The organism is Streptomyces panacea, assembly GCF_040560175.1.
Lineage (GTDB): Bacteria > Actinomycetota > Actinomycetes > Streptomycetales > Streptomycetaceae > Streptomyces > Streptomyces panacea.
Map to the genome: position 1 here is coordinate 1 of NZ_JARJHW010000125.1, position 21,643 is coordinate 21,643.

At 70.1% G+C, this 21,643-nt stretch carries 18 protein-coding genes; 14 read left to right on the top strand and 4 right to left on the bottom strand.

Annotated features, from left to right (window positions below):
• Positions 1-37: 37 nt before the first annotated feature.
• Both P3L51_RS25080 and P3L51_RS25085 read right to left on the bottom strand, forming a co-directional pair.
• The gene (locus P3L51_RS25080) at positions 38-916 is read right to left on the bottom strand and encodes a phosphatidate cytidylyltransferase (RefSeq protein WP_354607548.1); all 879 of its coding nucleotides are present in this window, start codon (positions 914-916) and stop codon (positions 38-40) included.
• Entirely contained in the window at positions 913-1,488 is a 576-nt protein-coding gene (locus P3L51_RS25085) for a CDP-alcohol phosphatidyltransferase family protein (RefSeq protein WP_354607549.1), read from the bottom strand. The genes P3L51_RS25080 and P3L51_RS25085 overlap by 4 nt, the downstream gene beginning before the upstream one ends.
• A gap of 101 nt (positions 1,489-1,589) precedes the next feature.
• Between P3L51_RS25085 and P3L51_RS25090 the strand changes: the two genes are divergently transcribed.
• Positions 1,590-2,135: a GNAT family N-acetyltransferase gene (locus P3L51_RS25090; RefSeq protein ID WP_354607550.1), complete on the top strand. Its 546-nt coding sequence runs from the start codon at positions 1,590-1,592 to the stop codon at positions 2,133-2,135.
• A 125-nt stretch (positions 2,136-2,260) separates the two neighbouring features.
• Here P3L51_RS25090 and P3L51_RS25095 read toward each other — a convergent pair whose 3' ends face one another.
• On the bottom strand, positions 2,261-2,599 hold the full coding sequence (locus tag P3L51_RS25095) for a PadR family transcriptional regulator (protein WP_354607551.1): 339 nt from the start codon (positions 2,597-2,599) through the stop codon (positions 2,261-2,263).
• A 290-nt stretch (positions 2,600-2,889) separates the two neighbouring features.
• Here P3L51_RS25095 and P3L51_RS25100 point away from each other — a divergent pair, with 290 nt between their 5' ends.
• The 5 genes from P3L51_RS25100 (at position 2,890) to cimA (ending at position 8,318) form a co-directional block, all read left to right on the top strand.
• A complete protein-coding gene (locus P3L51_RS25100; RefSeq protein WP_354607552.1) occupies positions 2,890-3,018 on the top strand; it encodes a hypothetical protein in 129 nt (42 codons plus the stop codon).
• A 178-nt stretch (positions 3,019-3,196) separates the two neighbouring features.
• Positions 3,197-4,237 carry a 3-isopropylmalate dehydrogenase gene (locus P3L51_RS25105; protein WP_354607553.1) on the top strand — a complete coding sequence of 347 codons (1,041 nt, stop codon included), beginning with the start codon at positions 3,197-3,199 and terminating at the stop codon, positions 4,235-4,237.
• 227 nt (positions 4,238-4,464) lie between these two features.
• The gene (locus tag P3L51_RS25110; RefSeq protein WP_354607554.1) at positions 4,465-5,568 is read left to right on the top strand and encodes a branched-chain amino acid aminotransferase; all 1,104 of its coding nucleotides are present in this window, start codon (positions 4,465-4,467) and stop codon (positions 5,566-5,568) included.
• Positions 5,569-5,770: 202 nt separating this feature from the next.
• A complete protein-coding gene (locus P3L51_RS25115) occupies positions 5,771-6,370 on the top strand; it encodes a TetR/AcrR family transcriptional regulator (RefSeq protein ID WP_354607555.1) in 600 nt (199 codons plus the stop codon).
• Positions 6,371-6,710: 340 nt separating this feature from the next.
• Positions 6,711-8,318 (top strand): citramalate synthase, encoded by a 1,608-nt coding sequence (gene cimA, locus P3L51_RS25120; protein ID WP_354607556.1) that lies wholly within the window; start codon positions 6,711-6,713, stop codon positions 8,316-8,318.
• Positions 8,319-8,483: 165 nt separating this feature from the next.
• On the opposite strand, the gene P3L51_RS25125 is transcribed toward cimA, so the two are convergent.
• The gene (locus P3L51_RS25125) at positions 8,484-10,370 is read right to left on the bottom strand and encodes an RICIN domain-containing protein (RefSeq protein ID WP_354607557.1); all 1,887 of its coding nucleotides are present in this window, start codon (positions 10,368-10,370) and stop codon (positions 8,484-8,486) included.
• Between the two features lie 269 nt (positions 10,371-10,639).
• Between P3L51_RS25125 and P3L51_RS25130 the strand changes: the two genes are divergently transcribed.
• The 8 genes from P3L51_RS25130 to P3L51_RS25165 all read left to right on the top strand — a co-directional run bounded on the left by P3L51_RS25130 (position 10,640) and on the right by P3L51_RS25165 (position 21,478).
• On the top strand, positions 10,640-11,683 hold the full coding sequence (locus P3L51_RS25130; protein ID WP_435594522.1) for a LacI family DNA-binding transcriptional regulator: 1,044 nt from the start codon (positions 10,640-10,642) through the stop codon (positions 11,681-11,683).
• A gap of 252 nt (positions 11,684-11,935) precedes the next feature.
• Complete coding sequence (locus P3L51_RS25135) at positions 11,936-13,606, top strand: ABC transporter substrate-binding protein (RefSeq protein ID WP_354607558.1); 1,671 nt, start codon at positions 11,936-11,938, stop codon at positions 13,604-13,606.
• Positions 13,607-13,618: 12 nt separating this feature from the next.
• Positions 13,619-14,743: an ABC transporter ATP-binding protein gene (locus P3L51_RS25140; RefSeq protein ID WP_354607559.1), complete on the top strand. Its 1,125-nt coding sequence runs from the start codon at positions 13,619-13,621 to the stop codon at positions 14,741-14,743.
• A complete protein-coding gene (locus P3L51_RS25145) occupies positions 14,740-15,720 on the top strand; it encodes an ABC transporter permease (protein ID WP_354607560.1) in 981 nt (326 codons plus the stop codon). The genes P3L51_RS25140 and P3L51_RS25145 overlap by 4 nt, the downstream gene beginning before the upstream one ends.
• Positions 15,721-15,723: 3 nt before the next feature.
• Positions 15,724-16,848 carry an ABC transporter permease gene (locus P3L51_RS25150; protein ID WP_354607561.1) on the top strand — a complete coding sequence of 375 codons (1,125 nt, stop codon included), beginning with the start codon at positions 15,724-15,726 and terminating at the stop codon, positions 16,846-16,848.
• Positions 16,845-17,969 carry an ABC transporter ATP-binding protein gene (locus P3L51_RS25155; RefSeq protein WP_354607562.1) on the top strand — a complete coding sequence of 375 codons (1,125 nt, stop codon included), beginning with the start codon at positions 16,845-16,847 and terminating at the stop codon, positions 17,967-17,969. Before P3L51_RS25150 ends, P3L51_RS25155 begins: the two co-directional genes overlap by 4 nt.
• A gap of 74 nt (positions 17,970-18,043) precedes the next feature.
• Positions 18,044-19,453, top strand: coding sequence for a GH1 family beta-glucosidase (locus P3L51_RS25160; RefSeq protein ID WP_354607563.1), 1,410 nt, complete (start codon positions 18,044-18,046; stop codon positions 19,451-19,453).
• Positions 19,454-19,600: 147 nt separating this feature from the next.
• A complete protein-coding gene (locus P3L51_RS25165; protein ID WP_354607564.1) occupies positions 19,601-21,478 on the top strand; it encodes a discoidin domain-containing protein in 1,878 nt (625 codons plus the stop codon).
• The last annotated feature ends 165 nt before the right edge of the window (positions 21,479-21,643 follow it).

Genomic DNA, 21,643 nt, shown 5'->3' on the forward strand with positions numbered 1-21,643 from the left:
GTCGAACGCGCCACCGTACGAGCGGAGATCCGTGCGGTCATGCCGTCACCACCATCGCGAGCAGGAGAGCCAGCAGCAAGGAGTCGATCCGGTCGAGCAGCCCACCGAAGCCCGGCAGCCAACTGCCCGCGTCCTTCACGCCCGCCTCCCGCTTGACCATGGATTCGAGCAGGTCGCCGAGTACGCAGCCGGCCAGCACCGCCGCCCACAGAAGCGGCGTGAACGCGCCGACGGCCGCCAGGGCCAGGGCGGTCGCCCCCGCCGCGCCCAGCACCCCCGCCCACGTCTTGCTGGGGGAGAGGGGCGACAACGGCCGCGCGAGCGCGCCACGCCGCCCCAGCGCCGTACCGCCGCACCACGCCCCGACGTCGCCGAGCGCCACCGCCAGCCCGACCGCGACCGCCGTGCCCTGAAGCACCACAAGTCCGGTGAGCGACAGGGGAATCCACAACAGGGCGAAGACGGTGCGCGCGGAGCGGGTGAAGCCCCGTTCGTGGTCACCCGCCAGCAGCGCGGGCAGCGCCGCCGCCACGAGAAGGAGCGCCACCACCCTGAGGTCGACCGCCCGCGGATCCATCGCGTCCGGCACCAGCCACGCCAGCGCGGGCAGTGCGACGGCGGCCACGACCAGCACGGCGTGCTCCGCGCGCGGCAGCCCCGCCATCCGTACGTACTCGCTCACCGCCGTCACCCCGAGCGCCGCGGCGAGCGCGAACGCGCCCCCGGCGCCCAGGCACAGCGTCCCGAGGAACACCGGTGCGGCGATCGCCCACGTCCGCCACCGCTTGCGCAGCTCCGCCCGCGTCGCGAGGCGCGACGGCAGCGCCGCGACCGCGATCCCGCTCACCCCGAGGGCGCCGGCCACGAGCGGGACGGCGCGCCCCACCGCCTCACCCGCGATCAGGACGACGCTCATGCGAGCTTCCTCCAGATCCAGCCGAACCGCACGACCGCGGTGAGCGCCGAGCCCACCGCGATCACGGCGAGCACCGGCACCGCCCAGCCGGTCGCGGCCCCCACGACGACGAGCAGACAGCGTTCGGTCTTTCCGACGGGGCCACCGTTACGGCGCGGCGCGCCCGCCGCCGTACCCGCGAGGGACACCCACGACGGGAGCGTCGCCGCCAGCCCCGCCACCGCGACCAGCCACAGCGGCGCCAGGGTGATGAAGCCGGCCAGGACGACCAGGTCGGCCGCACGGTCGCCGAGTTCGTTGAGGACGGCGCCGCGCCGGGTGGTCCGGCCGGTGTCCCGTGCCAGCGCCCCGTCGAGATTGGCGAAGGCCAGACGGGCGGCGAGGAGAACGGCCACGGGGACCGCGGCGAGCGGCCCGGCGGGCAGCCAGGCCACGGCCGCAGCCGCACCGGCCGCGCTGACGACACCCGCGGCGGTGAGCGTGTCGGGCGACACCTCGCGACGAACGAGAGCGGCCCGGACTCCGGAGAGCCGGGACGCGTACCAGGGCTTAAGCGCGTAAAGGCCGTTCATGTGGCCAACTGTCGCGGCAGGCACGTTTTTTCGACATGGAGCAGCTACTCAACCGGGCACTGAGTACGTGCGCGGGCCCCCGGCCTGAAAGAGTGAGAAGCATGTCAGACCCGCTGCGCACCGCCCATACCTTCGAACTCGATCCGGCGACCCTCGGTGAGATCCGCGACCTCCTGGAGGTCGCCTTCGACGGGGCCTTCAGTGAGGAGGACTGGACGCACGGGCTCGGCGGCGTCCATGTCCTCGTACGGGACGGCACGGGCGAGCTCGTCGCGCACGGCAGCGTGATCCAGCGCCGGTTGACGCACGCGGGGCGGTGGTATCGCGTGGGTTACGTCGAGGCGGTCGCCGTACGCGCGGACCGGCGCGGGGACGGGCTCGGGGGCCGGGTCCTGGAGGTTCTGGAGCGGGTGATCGACCGGGCGTACGACGTCGGCGCGCTCTCCGCGTCGGAGAAGGGCGCCCGGCTCTACCGCTCGCGTGGCTGGCATCTGTGGCAGGGCCGCGTCGAGGCGCTGAGCCCGGACGGGGTGGTGCGGCTGCCGGAGGAGGAGGGAACGACCTATCTCTGGCCGGTGCCCGACCATGAACTACCGCCCGCCGACGACGCGTTGGTCTTCGACTGGCGCGACGGCGACGTGCTGTAGGTCCGAGTGCGGTAGCCCGCGCGCGTGCCGGAGCTGTCGGTGGCCCCGTCGCCACCACCGGCGAGCCGCGCGGCGGCCGAGTCCGCCGAAGCAGCCGGTCTCGGTGGTGCACCGCTTCTCGTCACTCATGACGCCGCCTCGGTGCGCAGCATGTTCCGCACGGTGGTGTGGGACTCCAGCCAGTTCCCGCTCTCGGTGGCGAGCCCGCGCCGGCCCTCGTCCGTCAGCCGGTAGTAGCGCCGCCCGGGGCCGCGCTCGGCGGCCCGGAACTCCCCGACGACCGGTCCGGCCTCTTCGAGCCGGTTGAGCACGGGATGGAGCGTCCCGCCCTCGATGTCGCCGATACCGGCGCCCGCGAAGGCCTTGGAGATCTCGAACCCGTAGTTCTCGCCGCCGGTGAGACAGGACGGGACGGGGAGGTCGAGGACCCTCTTGAGCCAGTTGGATCTGCGGTCCGCTGCCATGCCCGCAGTCCACCACCACCTGGAGGAACGCGATCCAGGTGGTGCTGCCAGATCGAGGTCGCCGTCTCAGATAGTAGGACGTCCGACTAACTGTGGAGACAGAACGGCCCGGCTCCCTTAGCTTTGTAGGAGCCGAACGACTCGCTCGATCCAGCGAACGGCGGACGTGAGCAATCGCCCTCACGCAGGCAACCCCTGCGGGCGTGCTCCCCGCCCATCCGGCGCCTCGCAGATGCCTCATGCGGCTCCCCCCGGCCGTATGCCTCAGCTGTCTCAAGGAGTCGATCATCATGGCCGAGACGACAGTCCGCCGAGTCCGTCACCGCGTCCGCGGCAACGAGTCCGACCGCAAGAACGCCGCGGCGGCCCTCCAGCGCGCCCTCGACCGCAGGGACAACGGCGGCTCCACCGGCCACTGAGCCGGGGCGCCCCCGACACCGCTGCCTGCGCAGCCCCACGACACCGCTGCCTGTGCGGCCCCACAACACCCGCCGCCGTACAGGCGGGCGAGCGGGCGCACCCCCGCGCACAACACGCGACTGTCCGAATCGTGGACCACGCGTGTCAGGCACTGGGACGCGCAGTAAGGTGCCCGTCATGTCTCGCAGCATCAACCTCGCAGTGATCCCCGGTGACGGCATCGGCCAGGAGGTCGTGGCCCAGGGCCTGAAGGTCCTCGGCTCCGTGCTCCCGCAAGATGTGAAGCTGGAGACCAAGGAGTACGACCTCGGCGCCCGGCGCTGGCACCGTACCGGGGAGACCCTCCCGGACGCGGAGCTCACCGCGCTCAAGGCGCACGACGCGATCCTCCTCGGCGCCATCGGCGACCCGTCCGTGCCGTCCGGTGTCCTGGAACGAGGGCTGCTGCTCAAGCTGCGGTTCGCCTTCGACCACTATGTGAACCTGCGCCCGTCGAAGCTCTTCCCGAACCAGGCCACGCCGCTGGCCGGCCGCGCGGACATCGACTTCGTCGTCGTCCGCGAGGGCACCGAGGGCCCGTACACGGGCAACGGTGGTTCTCTGCGCACCGATACGCCCGCCGAGGTGGCCACGGAGGTCAGCCTCAATACGGCGTACGGCGTGGAGCGTGTCGTGCGCGACGCGTACGAGCGTGCCAACTCCCGCCCCCGCAAGAAGCTGACGCTGGTCCACAAGAACAACGTCCTCGTCTACGCGGGCCACCTCTGGAAGAGGATCTTCGACCGGGTCGGCCAGGAGTACCCCGACGTCTCCACCGACTATCTGCATGTCGACGCCGCGACGATCTTCTTCGTCACCCAGCCCGAGCGGTTCGACGTGATCGTCACCGACAACCTCTTCGGTGACATCCTCACCGACCTCGCCGCCGCCGTGACCGGCGGCATCGGCCTGGCGGCCTCCGCGAACATCAACCCCGACCGGGCGTTCCCGTCCATGTTCGAGCCCGTCCACGGCTCGGCCCCGGACATCGCGGGCCAGGGGAAGGCCGACCCCACGGCGACGATCCTTTCGGTCGCCCTGCTCCTGCGTCACCTGAGCTTCGACGCCGAGGCCGTCCGCATCGAGGAGGCCGTCGCGGCCGACCTCGCGGAGCGCGGCAGCGCGCCCCGTACGACCGACGAGATCGGTGACGCGCTCGTCGTACGAGTAGCGAGCTGACCCGCCGACGACTCTCCCAGCCGCCGGGTCACAGCACCCGGCGGCTGTGCTTTGCGGCCACCGGGTGTCACCATCATCCGTAGGGCCGCATTCACCCCGTTTCATGCCCCGCCCCGCCACGCGCGACAATCGTGGTGGGCCGCGGCGTGAGGGAAAGCTCGGACGTCCTAGTACCTGTAGCGGCGTGAGCGCGGTCCGTCACACACAACCGGTGAAGGACAGACATCATGACCACGCCCACGACTCCGTCGCCCACTCTGGCGCTCAAGCCCTCGTCGAACCCGCTGTCCGACGCGCAGCGCGAGGCGATCCTGGCCGCTCCCGGCTTCGGCCGCCACTTCACCGACAACATGGTGACCATCAGGTGGACGGAGGGCCGGGGCTGGCACGACGCGCAGCTCGTCCCGTACGGCCCGCTCTCGCTCGACCCGGCCAACATGACGCTGCACTACGCGCAGGAGATCTTCGAGGGCCTGAAGGCCTACCGCCGCCCCGACGGCTCCGTCGCCACCTTCCGGCCCGAGGCCAACGCCCGGCGCTTCCAGGTCTCCGCCCGCCGGCTGGCCATGCCCGAGCTGCCGGTCGACACGTTCATCGAGGCGTGCGACGCGCTGGTCCAGCAGGACGAGGCGTGGGTCCCGCCGCACGGCGGCGAGGCGTCGCTGTATCTGCGGCCGTTCATGATCGCGGCCGAGGTCGGCCTCGGGGTGCGGCCCGCGAACGAGTACCTGTTCCTGGTCATCGCCTCCCCGGCCGGCGCGTACTTCCCCGGCGGCGTGAAGCCCGTCTCCATCTGGCTCTCCGAGAACCGGGTGCGCGCCGTTCCGGGCGGCATGGGCGACGCCAAGACCGGCGGCAACTACGCGGCGTCGCTGCTCGCGCAGGCCGAGGCGGCGGCGGAGGGCTGCGACCAGGTCGCCTACCTGGACGCCGTCGAGCACAAGTGGGTCGAGGAACTGGGCGGGATGAACCTGTACTTCGTGTACGGGGACAAGATCGTCACTCCCGAACTGACCGGCTCGCTGCTCGCCGGCATCACCCGTGACTCGCTGCTGAAGCTGGCCGGCGATCTCGGCTACACCTCGCAGGAGCGCCGTATCTCCATCGACGAGTGGCGGCGTGACAGCGCGGACGGCACCCTCACCGAGGTCTTCGCGTGCGGTACGGCCGCCGTCATCACGCCGGTCGGCCTCGTCAGGTCGGCGAGCGGCGAGTGGACGCAGTCGAACGGGGAGTCCGGCGAGGTCACGTCGAAGCTCCGCGCGGCGCTGCTGGACATCCAGACGGGGCGGACCGAGGACGTCCACGGGTGGATGCACCAAGTGGTCTGACGCCGCGGCCGTCACCCGCTTCGCCGGTCGCTTCGGCCGCTGGTCCGCGCCGTGCGCACCGGCGGCTCTCCGGACGTCGCTCCGGGTGATGTGTCCAGTACGTGTCCGTTTCCGCCGCCCGCGAGATACTCGCGGGCGGCGGAGGCATTCACTGTGTGACCCGACGGCAACCCCGTGTGCCCGCATCAGGTACAACGGACGAGTGACATCCACCGCACGCCGCCGTAACGCGGCTCCGCCCCGTGAGGCCGTGCTCGCCGCCGCCTTGGACACCATCGCCCGGCGCGGGCTCGACGGCCTCACCATGGCGGGGCTCGGACGCGACGTCGGGATGAGCAGCGGGCACCTCCTCTACTACTTCCGTACGAAGGACGAGCTGTTGCTCCAGACCCTGGAGTGGAGCGAGTCGCAACGCGGCGCCGAGCGTAGGGGGTTGCTGTCCCGGCAGGTGACGGTGCGGGAGCGGCTGGACGCGTACGTCGACCTCTACGTCCCCGAAGGCCACCGCGATCCGCACTGGACGCTGTGGCTGGACGTCTGGAACCGCTCGCAGGACTCCACCGACGACGCCCGCGCCCGGCAGGCGGCGATCGAGCGTGCCTGGCACCGGGACCTGGTGGCGCTGCTCGCCGAAGGGATCTCGCGCGGCGAGCTGCGGGCCGTCGACCCGGACCGGTTCGCCGCTCGGCTGCGCGCGCTGCTCGACGGCTTCAGCGTCCACGTGGTGGTCGGGATACCGGGCACCGGCCGGGCCCAAGTCCTGCGACATGTTCGCGAGTTCGTCGAGGACTCACTGCTCTGAGCCGGCCCGGGGGCCACCGCGTCGTCGACAGGGGACCTCCGTCTCACCCCACCCGCACCGCCCGCATCGTGAGACGGGGCTTCCACCGGAGTGCAAACGTGCCAGACTGCTGCCGTGTTCTCGTTCGCCATGATTATGGGCAGCAGGCGCGCCGGTCCGCAGTGACCGCTACGTACCATCACGTACGGAGCGGGCATCTCGCCCCAGACCCGCGCGCAGACCTCTCGCACCCGCGAGGGGTTTTTTCGTTTTCCGGCCCCACCCCGGCCGAAACGGGACGCACGCGAAGACGGTGGCAGTGGAGCCAGACCCTCCATCACTCGACAGGAGTCACAGAGTCATGACCACGGATTCAACGGTCACCGACGACAGTTTCCATGTCTTCGACACCACGCTGCGCGACGGAGCCCAGCGCGAAGGCATCAATCTGACGGTCGCCGACAAGCTGACCATCGCGCGGCACCTGGACGACTTCGGGGTGGGGTTCGTCGAGGGCGGCTGGCCGGGCGCCAACCCGCGGGACACCGAGTTCTTCGCCCGCGCCCGGAGCGAGATCGACTTCAAGCACGCGAAGCTCGTCGCCTTCGGCGCCACGCGCCGTCCGGGCGCCCGGGCCGCCGACGACCCGCAGGTCAGGGCGCTGCTCGAATCCGGCGCCCCGGTGATCACGCTCGTCGCCAAATCGCACGACCGGCACGTCGAGCTCGCGCTCCGTACGACGCTCGAAGAGAATCTGGCGATGGTCGCCGACACCGTCTCCCACCTGTGCGAACAGGGCAGACGCGTCTTCGTCGACTGCGAGCACTTCTTCGACGGCTACCGCGCCAATCCCGAGTACGCCAAGGCCGTCGTCCGGGCCGCCGCCGAGGCCGGCGCGGACGTCGTCATCCTCTGCGACACCAACGGCGGCATGCTGCCCGCCCAGATCCAGGCCGTGGTCGCCACCGTGCTCGCCGACACCGGCGCCCGGCTCGGCATCCATGCCCAGGACGACACCGGCTGCGCCGTCGCCAACACCCTCGCCGCCGTCGACGCGGGAGCGACGCATGTGCAGTGCACCGCGAACGGCTACGGCGAGCGCGTCGGCAACGCGAACCTCTTCCCCGTCGTGGCCGCGCTGGAGCTCAAGTACGGCAAGCAGGTCCTGCCCCCGGGCGCGCTGGCCGAGATGACCCGCATCTCGCACGCCATCGCCGAGGTGGTCAATCTGACGCCCTCCACCCACCAGCCGTACGTCGGCGTCTCCGCCTTCGCGCACAAGGCCGGGCTGCACGCCTCCGCGATCAAGGTCGACCCCGACCTCTACCAGCACATCGACCCCAAGCAGGTCGGCAACACCATGCGGATGCTCGTCTCCGACATGGCGGGGCGCGCCTCGATCGAGCTCAAGGGCAGGGAGCTGGGCATCGACCTCGGCGACGACCGCGATCTGGTCGGCCGTGTCGTCGGCCGGGTCAAGGAGCGCGAGCTGAAGGGCTACACGTACGAGGCGGCCGACGCCTCCTTCGAGCTGCTGCTGCGCGAGGAGGCCGAGGGCAGGGCGCGGAGCTACTTCCGTACGGAGTCGTGGCGCGCGATCGTCGAGGACCGCCCGGACGGCTCGCACGCCAACGAGGCGACCGTGAAGCTGTGGGCCAAGGGCGAGCGCATCGTCGCCACCGCGGAGGGCAACGGCCCGGTCAACGCGCTGGACCGGGCCATGCGGGTCGGCCTGGAGCGCATCTACCCGCAGCTGGCGAAGCTGGAGCTGGTGGACTACAAGGTCCGCATCCTGGAGGGCAAGCACGGCACGGAGTCCACGACGCGCGTGCTGATCACCACGGGGGACGGGGCGGCGGAATGGTCGACCGTTGGCGTCGGCGAGAACGTGATCGCCGCTTCGTGGCAGGCCCTGGAGGACGCGTACACCTACGGGCTGCTCAGGGCCGGGGTCGAACCGGCCGAGTAGAGCCGAGCCGAGGCGGGCCGAGGCGGGCCGAGCCGGGCCGAGCCGAGCGGGGACGAGCGGGGACAGGCGGGCGGGGACGAGCGGGGACAGGCGGGCGTACGTACGGGGTGCGGGTGACCGGACCGGCCACCCGCACCCCGTACGCGGAAGAGACAGTCCGCGCACCTACGCCTGGAGCCGCCACTTCTGGTTGGCCGCCCCGGTGCAGCTCCACAGCTGCGCCTTCGCGCCGTTCGCCGACGAATTCCCCGTGATGTCAAGGCACTTGTCGGCCGGAGCGTTCACCAGATCACCGCTGCCGGACTCGTATCGCCACTGTTGCGCCCCGGAGCCGTTGCAGTCGTACAGCTGCACCTTCGCTCCGTTGGCGGTCGACGCGGCCGCGACGTCCAGGCACTTGCCGAGCGTGCGCACCGTCCCGTCGCCGCCGATCGTCCAGCGCTGCGCGGGTGAGCCGTTGCAGTCCCAGAGCTGGACCGCCGTACCGTTGGCGCTGTTCCCGCCGGCCACCTCGAGGCACTTGCCACCGAGACCGTTCAGGGTTCCGGCGGTGCCGCCGCCGTCGCCCGACTGGCCGCCGGCCCAGGTGAAGGTGGCCGACGTCTTGCCGGGGAGCGAGTAACTGAAGTTCTGGCCGCCCCAGTTGACCCGGATCTCGCGCGCCTGCGACGCCTCGTTGTACGCGATGAGCGCCTTGGAGCCGTTCGGGTTCTGCCAGGCCACGTTGGGCACGGTGGTGCCGGCGGAGGACTCGATACGGTGCGCGCCCGGCTTCACGAACTTGGTGAGGTGCCCCATCGTGTAGTACTCGATGTTGTACTTCACCTGACCGGCCTGGGCGCCGCCGTTGTTGACGGTGATCAGCCCGTCGCAGGTGCCGCAGCCGCCGTTGTGCGGCCCGCGGTTCTGGTCCACGGCCAGGGACCACTTGGTCACCGACTTCGCCCAGTTTCGGGTGTAGTTGATGATGTTGGACATGTCCTCGGTCTGCTGATTGCCGATCCAGGTGCCGCCGGAGTGCTCGGTCTGGAAGGCGTCCAGCTGCGGGTACTGGTTGTGCACCTGCGTCTGCTTGTTGACGTCGCCGCCGTAGCCGTGCCAGGCGATGCCGCCGAAGTTGGGGTGGCTGCGGACCGCCGCGTCGTTCACGGTCTCCGCCGCGTACGCGTCGTAGGTGTCCCAGTTCCAGTCGTGCGCCATGACCTTGGTGGGCAGGCCGGCCGCCTGGAGTCCGGGCAGCAGCTCGGCCTTCGTGAAGTACGCGAGTCCCGAGCCGTTCCAGCTCATGGACGGGTACGAGGAGCAGCAGGTCGGTTCGTTCTGCGCCGAGACGTAGTCGATCGGAATGCCCTGGTCGCGGTACGCCTGAAGGTACTTGACGAAGTAGTCGGCGTAGACGCCGTAGTTCTCCGCCTTCAGCCAGCCGCCGTTGAGCTGGCCATTGTCCTTCATCCACGCCGGGGCGGTCCAGGGCGACGCCATCGTCGTCAGCGCCGGGTTGAGCTGTTTCGCCTGCTTCGTCAGCGGCAGTACGTCCTGGAGATCATGTGCGATCGAGAATTCCGACAGGTCCGGGTCGGTCTGGCCGGCCGGCATGTCGTCGAAGGTGTAGCCGAACCGCGCGAGGTCCGAGCCGCCCAGCGGGTTGCGGATGAACGAGAGCCCGATGCCGTCGGTCGGCGAGAACAGCTTGCGCATCGTGTCGTCACGGGTGGCCTGGGAGAGCGCCCCGATGCCCTTCATCAGCCAGGCGGCCGTGTCCGTGAACGAGGCGCCGCCGCCGGTGAAGGTCTGGTACTTGGTGTTCTCGTTGACGGTGACGTTCGTGCCGCTGCCGCCGTTGCCCGGCTGGAAGGTGATGGGCGTCTGCTGCTGGAGGCCGCGGGTCACCGTGCGGCCGCCGCCGTCGCTGGTGGTCGTCAGCCAGATGTTCACCTGCTCGCCGGCGGCCTGCGCCGTACCTGCGGAGACGCCGGTGAGGCCGGCGGTCGTGAGTACGCCGGCGAGGAGCATCCTCGTCAGCCGTCTGCGGGTGCCACTCGGTCTGATCATGGGGCGCTGCCCTTCTTGACAGAGGGGTGGGGGGTCTTCCATGGATCGTGAGGCGAGAGTGAACTCTGTTGTGAACTCCAGTCAAGGGCTTGAACATTCAGAACCTGAACGCATAACCCCCTCTGGGTCCCCGGGAGTCACCTCCCGAGTAATTTCGGTGTGAAGTCTTGACGACGTTGGTCTGGACCGGTTAACTCACCGCTCAAATTGGAACCGGTTCCGGTACCGGTACCGGAACCGGTTCCAGCCCACGATTCGGAGGCCCTCCGATGCGCGTCACCATTGCCGATGTCGCCCGCGCGGCCGGTGTCAGCAAGACGACCGTGTCCCGGGTCATCAACACCAAGGGTGAGGTCGACGGCGGAACGGCCGCCCGGGTCCGTGCCGTCATCTCAACTCTTGGATACGTGCCCAGTTCGGGCGCCGTCGGACTGGCCCGCGGCAACAGCCGTACGGTCGGGATGCTGGTGCCCTCGCTGACCTGGCCGTGGATGGGCGAGGTCCTGCAGGGCGTCGTCGACACGGTGGAGGCCGCCGGCTACGGCCTGCTGCTCTTCACCTTCAACCGCGGCGCGGACTCGGTCGAGCGCTTCACCACCCAGGTCTCCGCGCGGGCCTTCGACGGACTGCTCGTCGTCGAACCCGAGAACACGCTCGACAAGATCATCGCCCTGAGCCACAAGGGTCTGCCGGTCGTGCTGATCGACGATCGCGGCAGCCACCCCGACGAATTCCCCTCCGTCGTGACCACCAATCACGAAGGAGGTGCGTCCGCCGCCCGCCACCTGCTGGCCGACGGACGCAGCAGACCGCTGGTCATCACGGGGCCGGAGCAGTTCGGCTGCGTACGTGACCGGCTCGGCGGCTTCCGCGAGATCCTCCCGACCGACCTGGTCGCCGTGGGGGACTTCACGGAGCTGTCCGGACGCCTCGCCGTCGAGCAACTCCTCGCCGCCGGGACCCCGTTCGACTCCGTCTTCGCGCACAACGACATCAGCGCCGCGGGTGCGCTGCGCGCGTTGCGCGCGGCGGGGCGGTCGGTGCCGGACGACATCGCCGTGGTCGGGTTCGACGACATCCCGATGGCCCAGCACACCGAACCGCCCCTGACGACCGTCCGCCAGCCCACCCGGCGGATGGGGGAGACGGCGGCGCGGATGCTGCTCGGGCACCTGGGAGGGGCGACGGCGCAGGAGACGGTCGTTCTCCCGACAGAGCTGGTCGTACGGCAGTCGGCACCGCTGGCGGCGGCGAACTCCGCGCCGGTCGCGAGTCCGTCCGCCGCTGTGCCCGTCGACTCCGTATCCGCGTAACACGCCTTCCCGCGAGCACCACCCGATATCACCTGATACACCGTCAGAACGGCACAGCCGCAGGGCCGCACAGCCGCCGGACCGGTACACCGGCACGCGCACACCAGCACCAGCACGCGTCACGCGCACACCCGTACGCGCACACCAGCGCACCCGCACACAGCACCTGGTATCGCACCACACCGGGTCCCCGGGCCCCCAGTCCCACGGGCCCGCCGTCCCACCGAGCCGCATTCCCTTTCTGGAGTCGCCATGTCCGCACACCGCAAGCTCCGGGCGCTGGCCGCCGCCACCGTCGTGGCCGCGCTCGCCGCCGGATGTTCCTCGGCCAACTCGGATGCCAACCGGTCATCAGGCGGCGCCTCCGGCGTCCTCACCATCGGTATGCCGAACGGCCCGCAGACCAACAACAGCAACCCGTTCCTCGGCACGTCCGCCGGTGCGTCGCTCGGCTACCGCTACATGATCTACGAGCCCCTGGTGATGACCAACCAGGTGCGCCCCAGCGAGAAGGGCAAGCCCTGGCTGGCGAGCGACTGGAAGTGGGAGGCGAACTTCACCAAGGTCACCTTCACCATCGACGACCGGGCGAAGTGGTCGGACGGCAAGAAGCTGACCGCAGAGGACGTGGCGTTCACCTTCGGGCTGATCAAGAAGTTCCCGGCGCTCAACGGCAACGGCGTGCCCTACGACGGCATAACCGTGGAGGGCGGCAAGGTCGTCCTCACCTTCAAGGACTCGCAGTTCGTCAACCAGAACAAGATCGCCACGACGTTCGTCGTCCCCAAGCACATCTGGGAGACGGTCAAGGACCCCGCGACCTGGCCCAACCGCAAGCCGCTCGGCTCGGGGCCGTACAAGCTCAAGACGTTCACGCCGCAGACCACCACGCTCGACACCACGTCCTCCTACTGGAAGGGCAAGACGCAGGTGAAGGAGCTCCGCTTCACCTCGTACAACGACAACAGCGCGCAGACCACCGCACTCGCCAACGGCAAGGCCGAGTGGTCGTTCGTGTTCATGCCGAACTACAAGCAGCTGTACGTCGCCAAGGACCCCAAGAACAACAAGCTCTGGTTCCCCTCCGGACTCGGCATCCACGGCCTGTGGTTCAACACCACCAAGGGCCCGCTCGGTGACCCGGCGCTCCGCAAGGCCATGGCCATGGTGATCGACCGCAAGGCGATCCACATCCAGGCGCAGGCCACGCTCTACCCGGAGATCACCAACCCGACCGGCATCCCGCTGCCCGCCGGTGAGTCCTTCCTCGCCCCCGAGTACAAGGGCGCCACGATCGAGCCCGACGTCGCCGGCGCGAAGAAGCTGCTGGACGAGGCGGGTTACAAGCTCGACGGCGATGTCCTGAAGGACCCGGACGGCAAGGCCGTGAAGCTGACCTTCACCGACCCCGCCGGCTGGAACGACTACATCACCGGTCTCTCCATCATCAAGGACAACATCAAGCCCCTGGGCATCGAGGCGAAGGTCAAGACGCAGACCGCCGAGGCGTGGACCGCGGACGTCGGCAACGGCAACTTCGACGCCACGCTGCACTGGACCAACTCCGGTGCCACGCCGTACGACATGTACCAGAACATCATGGACGGCGCGCTGCTCCAGCCCATCGGCAAGAACGCGCCGCTCGGCAACTTCGGCCGGTTCGACAGCCCCGAGGCGACCAAGGCGCTGAAGGAGTACGCGAACGCGACGGAGGACTCGGCGCGCACCACGGCGCTGAACACCATCCAGAAGATCATGGTCGACGAGGTCCCCATGATCCCGACGGCCGCGGCGCCCATCGGCGCGGAGTACTCCACGAAGAACTGGGTGGGCTGGCCGACGGAGGCCGACCCGTACGGCCCGCCGCAGCCGACCCAGCCCAACGCGCTGGATGTCGTACTGCACCTCAAGCCCGCGAAGTGACGAGGCCGGCCGATGACCAACCATGACCGTGACCCCGCCGAGAGCGGCGCCACTCACGACAGCGACATCGTGCTCGAAGCGCGCGGCGTCACCAAGCACTTCCCCGTCAGACGGACCGTCGGCGACATCGTCAGCCGCCGGCGCCGCACCGTCCACGCCGTGGACGACGTCTCGCTGCGCCTGCGGCGCGGCAGCGTCACGGCGCTGGTCGGGGAGTCGGGGTCGGGCAAGTCGACGGTGGCCCGGCTGCTGTCACAGCTGTATCCGCTCACCGACGGTGAGATACGGCTCGGCGGCACCCCGGTCAAGGCTGGTCGCGGCCGGTCCTTCCGGGCGTACGTGAAACAGGTCCAGCTGATCTTCCAGGACCCGTTCGCCTCGCTCAATCCCGTGCACACGGTGCGCTACCACCTCACCCGCTCGCTGAAGATCCACGGCAAGCAGGCCACCGAGGCGGAGGCGTGCGAACTGCTGGAACGGGTCCAACTGCTGCCACCTCTTCAGTACTTGGACAAATTCCCGCACGAGCTGTCCGGCGGCCAGCGCCAGCGCGTCGCCATCGCGCGGGCGCTGGGCGCCGACCCCAAGGTGCTCCTGGCCGACGAGCCCGTCTCGATGCTGGACGTCTCCATCCGGCTCGGCGTACTGAACCTGCTGCGTGATCTCAAGGAGCGCCTGCACCTCGCGATCCTCTACATCACGCACGACATCGCGTCCGCGCGGTACTTCGCGGACACGACCCTGGTGATGTACGCCGGCCGGATCGTGGAGGGCGGCGACAGCGAGACCGTCACCCAGCAACCCGCGCACCCTTATACCCAGTTGCTGATCGCCTCGGCTCCCGACCCGGACCGGATCGCGGACGAGGAGGCCCAGGAGGAGACCGGAAGCGGCGAGCCCCCCTCACTCATCTCCCCGCCGGGGGGCTGCCGCTTCCACCCCCGTTGCCCCAAGGCGATGGAGCGCTGCCGCACCGAACTCCCGCCGCGCTTCCAGCTCGACGGCGGCCAGTGGGCGGCGTGCTGGCTGTACGAGGACCGCCCCGTCACCACGGCCGTTCCCGGCGCCCCCGCGAGCACCGACGGCACGACGGCCGCCGGGCCCACCACGAGCACGACGGAGGTGGCGGCGAAGTGAAGTTCGTCCTCCAGCGGATCCTCTTCTACGCCGTCACGGCGTGGGCGGCGATCACCATCAACTTCCTGATCCCGCGGCTGATGCCCGGCGACCCGGTCCAGGCCCTGATCGCCCGGTTCCAGGGCCAGCTCGACACCAGCGCGATCGCCTCCCTCAAGGCCCTGTTCGGCCTCGACAAGGAACGCTCGCTCTGGCAGCAGTACACCGACTACTGGGGCCAGCTCTTCCAGGGCGACCTCGGGCTCTCCTTCACCTTCTTCCCGACGCCCGTCAGCGAGGTCATCTCGCAGTCGCTGCCCTGGACACTGGTGCTGGTCGGCCTCACCACCCTGATCAGCTTCCTGCTCGGCACCGGCATCGGGGTCTACAGCGGCTGGCGGCGCGGTTCCTGGATGGACAGCCTGCTGCCGGTCACCACGTTCATCTCCTCGATCCCCTACTTCTGGCTGGGGCTCATCGCCATCGCGCTGTTCGCCGTGAAGTGGCCGATCTTCCCGGCCGCCGGCGGCTACGACAGCGCGCTGGTACCCGCGTTCGACGTGCCGTTCATCTCCAGCGCGCTCTACCACGGCTTCCTGCCCGGCATCACGATCATCCTCAGCGCCATCGCCGGCTGGATCCTCGGCATGCGCAACATGATGGTGACCGTCTCGTCCGAGGACTACGTCATGGTCGCCCAGGCCAAGGGGCTCTCCGAGCGCCGCGTGATGTTCTCGTACGCCGCGCGCAACGCGATCCTCCCCAACATCTCCGGCTTCGCGCTCTCGCTGGGCTTCATCGTCGGCGGCACGCTGCTGGTGGAGATGGTCTTCTCCTATCCGGGCATCGGCTACCAGCTCTTCCAGGCCGTCGGCGCCAAGGACTATCCGCTGATGCAGGGCGTCTTCCTGATCATCACGCTCTCCGTGCTCGCGGCGAATCTCCTCGCGGACATGGTCTATCTCTTCCTCGACCCGCGCACCCGGAAGGAGGCCTGAGCCATGTCCATTCCCGCAACAGAGGTCGCCGTACTCGACGCGGCTCCGGCGCCCACCCCCTCCAAGCGAGCCAGACTGCGCTTCCTGCGCGGCGGCAAGACCCTCACCGGGATCTCGATCCTGGGGTTCTTCACCCTGCTCGCGATCATCGGCCCGTGGATCGCGCCGTACGACCCCGACATGATGAGCGACAAGCTGCTCCAGCCGCCGTCCGGCGACCACTGGTTCGGCACCACGCAGACCGGTCAGGACGTGCTGTCGCAGATCCTCGTCGGCACCCGGGGCGTGCTCCTGGTGGGCTTCGTCGCCGGCTTCTTCGCGACGGTGCTGTCCGTACTGATCGGCGTCACCTCCGGGTTCCTCGGCGGCGTCATGGACGAGGTCCTCTCGGCGCTGTCCAACATCTTCCTCGTCATCCCGGCGCTGCCGCTGATCATCATCATCGCCAGCTTCGTCTCCGACGCCGGCGACCTGCTGATCGCCGGCGTGATCGCCTTCACGTCGTGGGCCTGGGGCGCGCGGGTGCTGCGCGCCCAGACCCTCTCGCTCCGTAAACGCGACTACGTCGAGGCCGCGAGAGCCACCGGCGAACCGACGTGGCGGATCATCGGCTTCGAGATCATGCCGAACCTCACCGCCGTGATCGCGTCCGGCTTCGTCGGCACCGTCATCTTCGCCGTCCTGCTGGAGATCACCCTCGCCTTCATCGGCGTCGCCGACATCTCCAACTGGAACTGGGGCACCGTCCTGTTCTGGGCGCAGTCCAACCAGGCGCTCGCACAGGGCGCGTGGTGGTGGTTCGTCCCCGCCGGTCTCTGCATCGCGCTCCTCGGCACCGCGCTCGCGCTGATCAACTTCGGCATCGACGAGTTCGTGAACCCGCGGCTGCGCACCGAGACCGGCGCCTCGCGGAAGATCCGGATGCGGGTCGGCTTCACACCGGTGGCGCGTACGGACCGTACGAACGGGGCCGCGGGCACCAACGGGGCGTCGCGCCCGGCCGCGAGCGGCGTCGTCACGAGCGGTACGCACGGTACGAACGGCAGCGGCCCCGCCGAGGCCGCCCCGCCCGAACGGACCCCCGCACGGACGCCCGACCGCACGCCCGACAAGGAGCCCCGCGCATGACGACCGGTCGTCCCGTCCTCACCATCAGCGGCCTCAATGTCGATTACGGCACCGGCCCCGGCGCGGTCCACGCGCTGCGCGACATCGACCTGACCCTGCACCGCGGCGAGGTCCTCGGCCTCGCCGGCGAGTCGGGTTCGGGCAAGTCCACGCTCGCCTACGCCGTCACCCGGCTGCTCTCGCCGCCCGGGGTGATCACCGGCGGCGACGTCCACTACCAACCGCCGCAGGACGGCGCGGCCCCGGTGGACCTGCTGACGCTCACGCCGCAGGAGTTGCGCGCCTTCCGCTGGCAGGAGCTGTCGATCGTCTTCCAGGGCGCGATGAACTCCCTCAACCCCGTGCACACGGTGCACAGTCAGCTCACCGACGTGCTCAGGGCGCACCGTCCGGGGATGAGGTCGGCCGAGCGCACCGCGCGCGCCGAGGAGCTGCTGACCCTGGTCGGTATCTCCCGCGACCGGCTCGGCGCGTTCCCGCACCAGCTCTCCGGCGGCATGCGCCAGCGCGTGATGATCGCGATGGCGCTCGCGTTGGAGCCCGAGATCGTCATCATGGACGAACCGACCACCGCGCTCGACGTGGTGATGCAGCGTCAGATCCTGCGCAAGCTCGTCGCGCTCCGCGAGGAGCTGGGCTTCTCGGTCGTCTTCATCACCCACGACATCTCGCTGCTGATCGAATTCTCGGACCGGATCGCGATCATGTACGGCGGCCGGATCGTCGAGGAGGCGGGCGCCGGCGAGATCTACCGCGACCCGCGCCACCCCTACAGCGACGGGCTGCTCCACTCCTTCCCCGCGCTGCACGGACCCCGCAGGGAGCTGACCGGCATCCCCGGTTCGCCGCCGCACCTGACGGCGATGCCGACGGGCTGCGCCTTCCATCCGCGCTGCGGCAAGGCGTTCGACCCGTGCGCCGAGCATGTACCGGCGCTGGCCGCGCCGGACGGCGCGCCCGAACGCACCGTGGCGTGCTGGCTGCACCACGCGTCCCCCGCCCCGGCCCCCGCGTTCGCGCCGGGCGCCGAGCCGGCATCCGAATCCGGGCCGGGGCCGGCCGCGCCCGAAGCCGGGGCCCCGGAATCGGCCGGGGACACCTCGCCGGCCCGCTCCGGCTGACCCACGCCCGACCAGGCCCTGTCCGCGCCCGCGCCCCGCCCGCGCCGTGCGCTCACCCATGAACCAGGAGACCCATGAACGCCACCCCCATCCAGGACCTCACCCGCCCCGCCACGGCGCTCAAGGGCCTGCCTGCCGACTTCCGTTGGGGCGTCGCCACCTCCGCCTACCAGATCGAGGGAGCGGCTGCCGAGGACGGCAGGACCCCCTCGATCTGGGACACCTTCTGCCGGGTCCCGGGCGCGGTGGAGGGCGGTGAGCACGGCGACGTGGCGTGCGACCACTACCACCGGATGCCGCAGGACGTGGAGCTGATCGCGGGCCTCGGCGTCGACACGTACCGCTTCTCGCTCGCCTGGCCCCGCATCCAGCCCGGCGGGCGCGGGCCGGGCAACGCGAAGGGCCTGGACTTCTACAAGCGCCTCGTCGACGAGCTGCACGGCAGGAACATCACCCCCTGGATCACGCTCTACCACTGGGACCTGCCGCAGGAGTTGGAGGACGCGGGCGGCTGGCCGGCCCGCGACACGGCGTACCGCTTCGCCGACTACGCGGCCCTCGCCTACGACGCGCTCGGCGACAGCGTCGAGCACTGGACGACGCTCAACGAGCCCTGGTGCTCCGCCGTCCTCGGTTACGACGCGGGCGTCCACGCCCCCGGCCGTAAGGACTTCGGCGACTCGATCCGTGCCGTGCACCACCTCCTGCTGGGCCACGGACTCGCCTCGCGGCGCATCCGCGACGCCGCCGGCGACAACCCGCTCGAACTCGGCATCACCCTCAACCTCGGTACGGCCACGCCCGAGACCGACAGCGAGGCGGACCGCGAGGCCTGCCGCCGTGCCGACGGCCAGGGCCGGCGCCTCTACCTCGACCCGCTCGTCCACGGCCGCTACCCCGAGGACGTCGTCGCCGACCTGGCGCTGCGCGGCGCCGAACTGCCCGTCCAGGACGGCGACCTGGAGATCATCGCCAATCCGCTGGACGTCCTCGGCGTCAACTTCTACCGGGGAGCCCTCTTCTCCGGTGTCACCGAGAGCGGCTCCCCGGTCGACGACAACGGGCTGCCCGTCACCCGCGGCGTGCCCCGTGACCTGCCCCGTACCGCCATGGACTGGGAGATCACGCCGACCGAACTCACCGACCTCCTCCTGAACCTCCAGGAGGACTACGCCATCCCCACCGTCATCACCGAGAACGGAGCGGCCTTCGACGACACCGTCGCCGCCGACGGCTCCGTCCCGGACGCGGACCGGACCGCGTACCTCGCGGACCACCTCGCGGCCGTCGCCGAGGCGCGCGCACAGGGCGCCGACGTACGCGGCTATTTCGCCTGGTCGCTGATGGACAACTTCGAGTGGGCGTACGGCTACGACAAGCGCTTCGGCATTGTCCGCGTCGACTACGACACCCAGGTCAGGACCCTCAAGGACAGTGCCAAGTGGTACCGCGACACGATCGGACTCACCCGCGAAGCGCGATAGGTCCCCACCGGACCCCGGTTCCCGCCCCGCCCCGGTACACCAGCACGCCGAGGGCGGCGGCGGGGCCGTCCGCCCGCACGTATCACTCGCGGTAACACCCCCCGTACGGACATCGCTCCACTCACCCGTATTCCAACGGAGTCAACGATGCCCCCACGTACGTCCTTACTCGCGACCACCACCCTCGCCCTGCTCGCGCTGTCCGCGCCGCTCGCCTTCAGCGCGCCGCCCCGGCCGCCCGCGGTCCAGGCCGCCGCGGCGTGGAACACCGACCGCGCGGCGGAAGCCGTCGCGGCCAGACCGGCGGCCGTCACCACCTCCGGCGCCGAGAACGCCGGCACCCCCGCCACGGCCGCCTTCGACAACAACCCCGCCACCCGGTGGGCCAGCGACTTCGCCGACAACGCCTGGATCCAGGTCGACCTCGGCAGCGTCATCCGCGTCAGCCAGGTCAAGCTCGAATGGGAGGCCGCCTTCGGGAAGCGGTACGTCCTGGAGATCTCCCGGAACGGCACCGACTGGACGGACTTCTACACCGAGAACGAGGGCACCGGCGGCACCGTCACCGCGCACACGTACCCGCAGGAGGCCACCGGGCGCTACGTCCGGATGCGCGGCGTCCAGCGCGCCACCGCCTGGGGCTACTCCCTCTTCTCCTTCCAGGTCTTCGGCGGCGAACCCGCTCCCGCCTCCACCACGCGCGGCAACCTGGCGCTGAACCACCCCACGTACGGCGACCTCTACCAGCACGCGGGCAACTCACCGGCCTTCGTCACCGACGGCGGCTGGCCGGCCGACCTCAAGGCCGACCAGTCCCGCTGGTCGAGCGACTGGAACCAGAACCGCTGGGTGGGCGTGGACCTCGGCGCGCAGTCCACGATCCAGTCCGTGGACCTGTACTGGGAGGCGGCCTACGCGGTCAACTTCGACCTCCAGGTCTCCGACGACAACCGCAACTGGCGCACCGTCTACCAGCCTTCGGCCGCGCAGATCGCGGAGCGCCGGGCGAACATCAAGTCACCGGGTGACGCGGTCGGCAGACACGACACGATCAACCTGCCGACCCCGGCGACCGGCCGCTACGTGCGGATGCTGGGCAAGGAGCGCCGCTCCTTCTACAATCCGGCGCCGTCGACGGCGCAGTTCGGCTACTCGCTGTACGAGTTCCAGGTCTGGGGCACCGGCGGCAGCGCGGCGGCGGCGTACCCCGCACTGCCGCGGAACCCGGGCGGCGCCTACCGGCAGACCTTCTTCGACGACTTCACCGGATCCGGCCTCGACCGCAACAAGTGGCGCGTGGTCCGCACCGGCCAGGAGATGGGCTCCGTCAACGGCGAGTCGCAGGCGTACGTGGACTCGCCCAACAACATCAAGACCCAGAACGGGGCGCTCGTCCTGGAGTCGAAGTACTGCAAGGGCTGCACCACGGTGCCCGGCGGCGGCACCTACGACTTCACCTCCGGCCGCGTCGACACCAACACCAAGTTCGACTTCACGTACGGCAAGGTCAGCGCCCGTATGAAGCTCCCCGTCGGGGACGGCTTCTGGCCGGCGTTCTGGCTGCTGGGCAGCGACGTGGACGACCCGTCGGTGTCCTGGCCGGGCTCGGGCGAGACGGACATCATGGAGAACATCGGCTACGCGGACTGGACCAGCACCGCGCTGCACGGCCCCGGCTACTCGGCCGCCGGCAACATCGGCAAGTCGCAGACCTTCCCGAACGGCGGCCGGGTCGACCAGTGGCACACCTACGCCGTCGAGTGGACGCCCGAGGGCATGGTCTTCACGGTCGACGACCAGGTGGTGCAGACGACGTCGCGGCAGAAGCTGGAGTCGACCCGCGGGGAGTGGGTCTTCGACCACAACCAGTACGTGATCCTCAACCTGGCACTGGGCGGCGCCTACCCGGCCGGGCACAACCAGGTCACCACGCCGTACTGGGGTCTGCCCCAGTCGAGCGTCGACAAGGTCGCGCAGGGCGGTGTGAAGGCGGAGATCGACTGGGTGCGGGTCGAGCAGAAGTAACCGCACGTAACCGCGTGACGCCATCGCACGGACGTCACCGCACGGACGTCACCGCACGGACGTAGCGGCACGGATGTAGCGGCGTGGACGTGTGGCGCCGTCGGAACCCCCATGAGTGACGCACCCGGGCCTCCCCGCCCGGGTGCGTCGCTCGTTCCCGGTCGC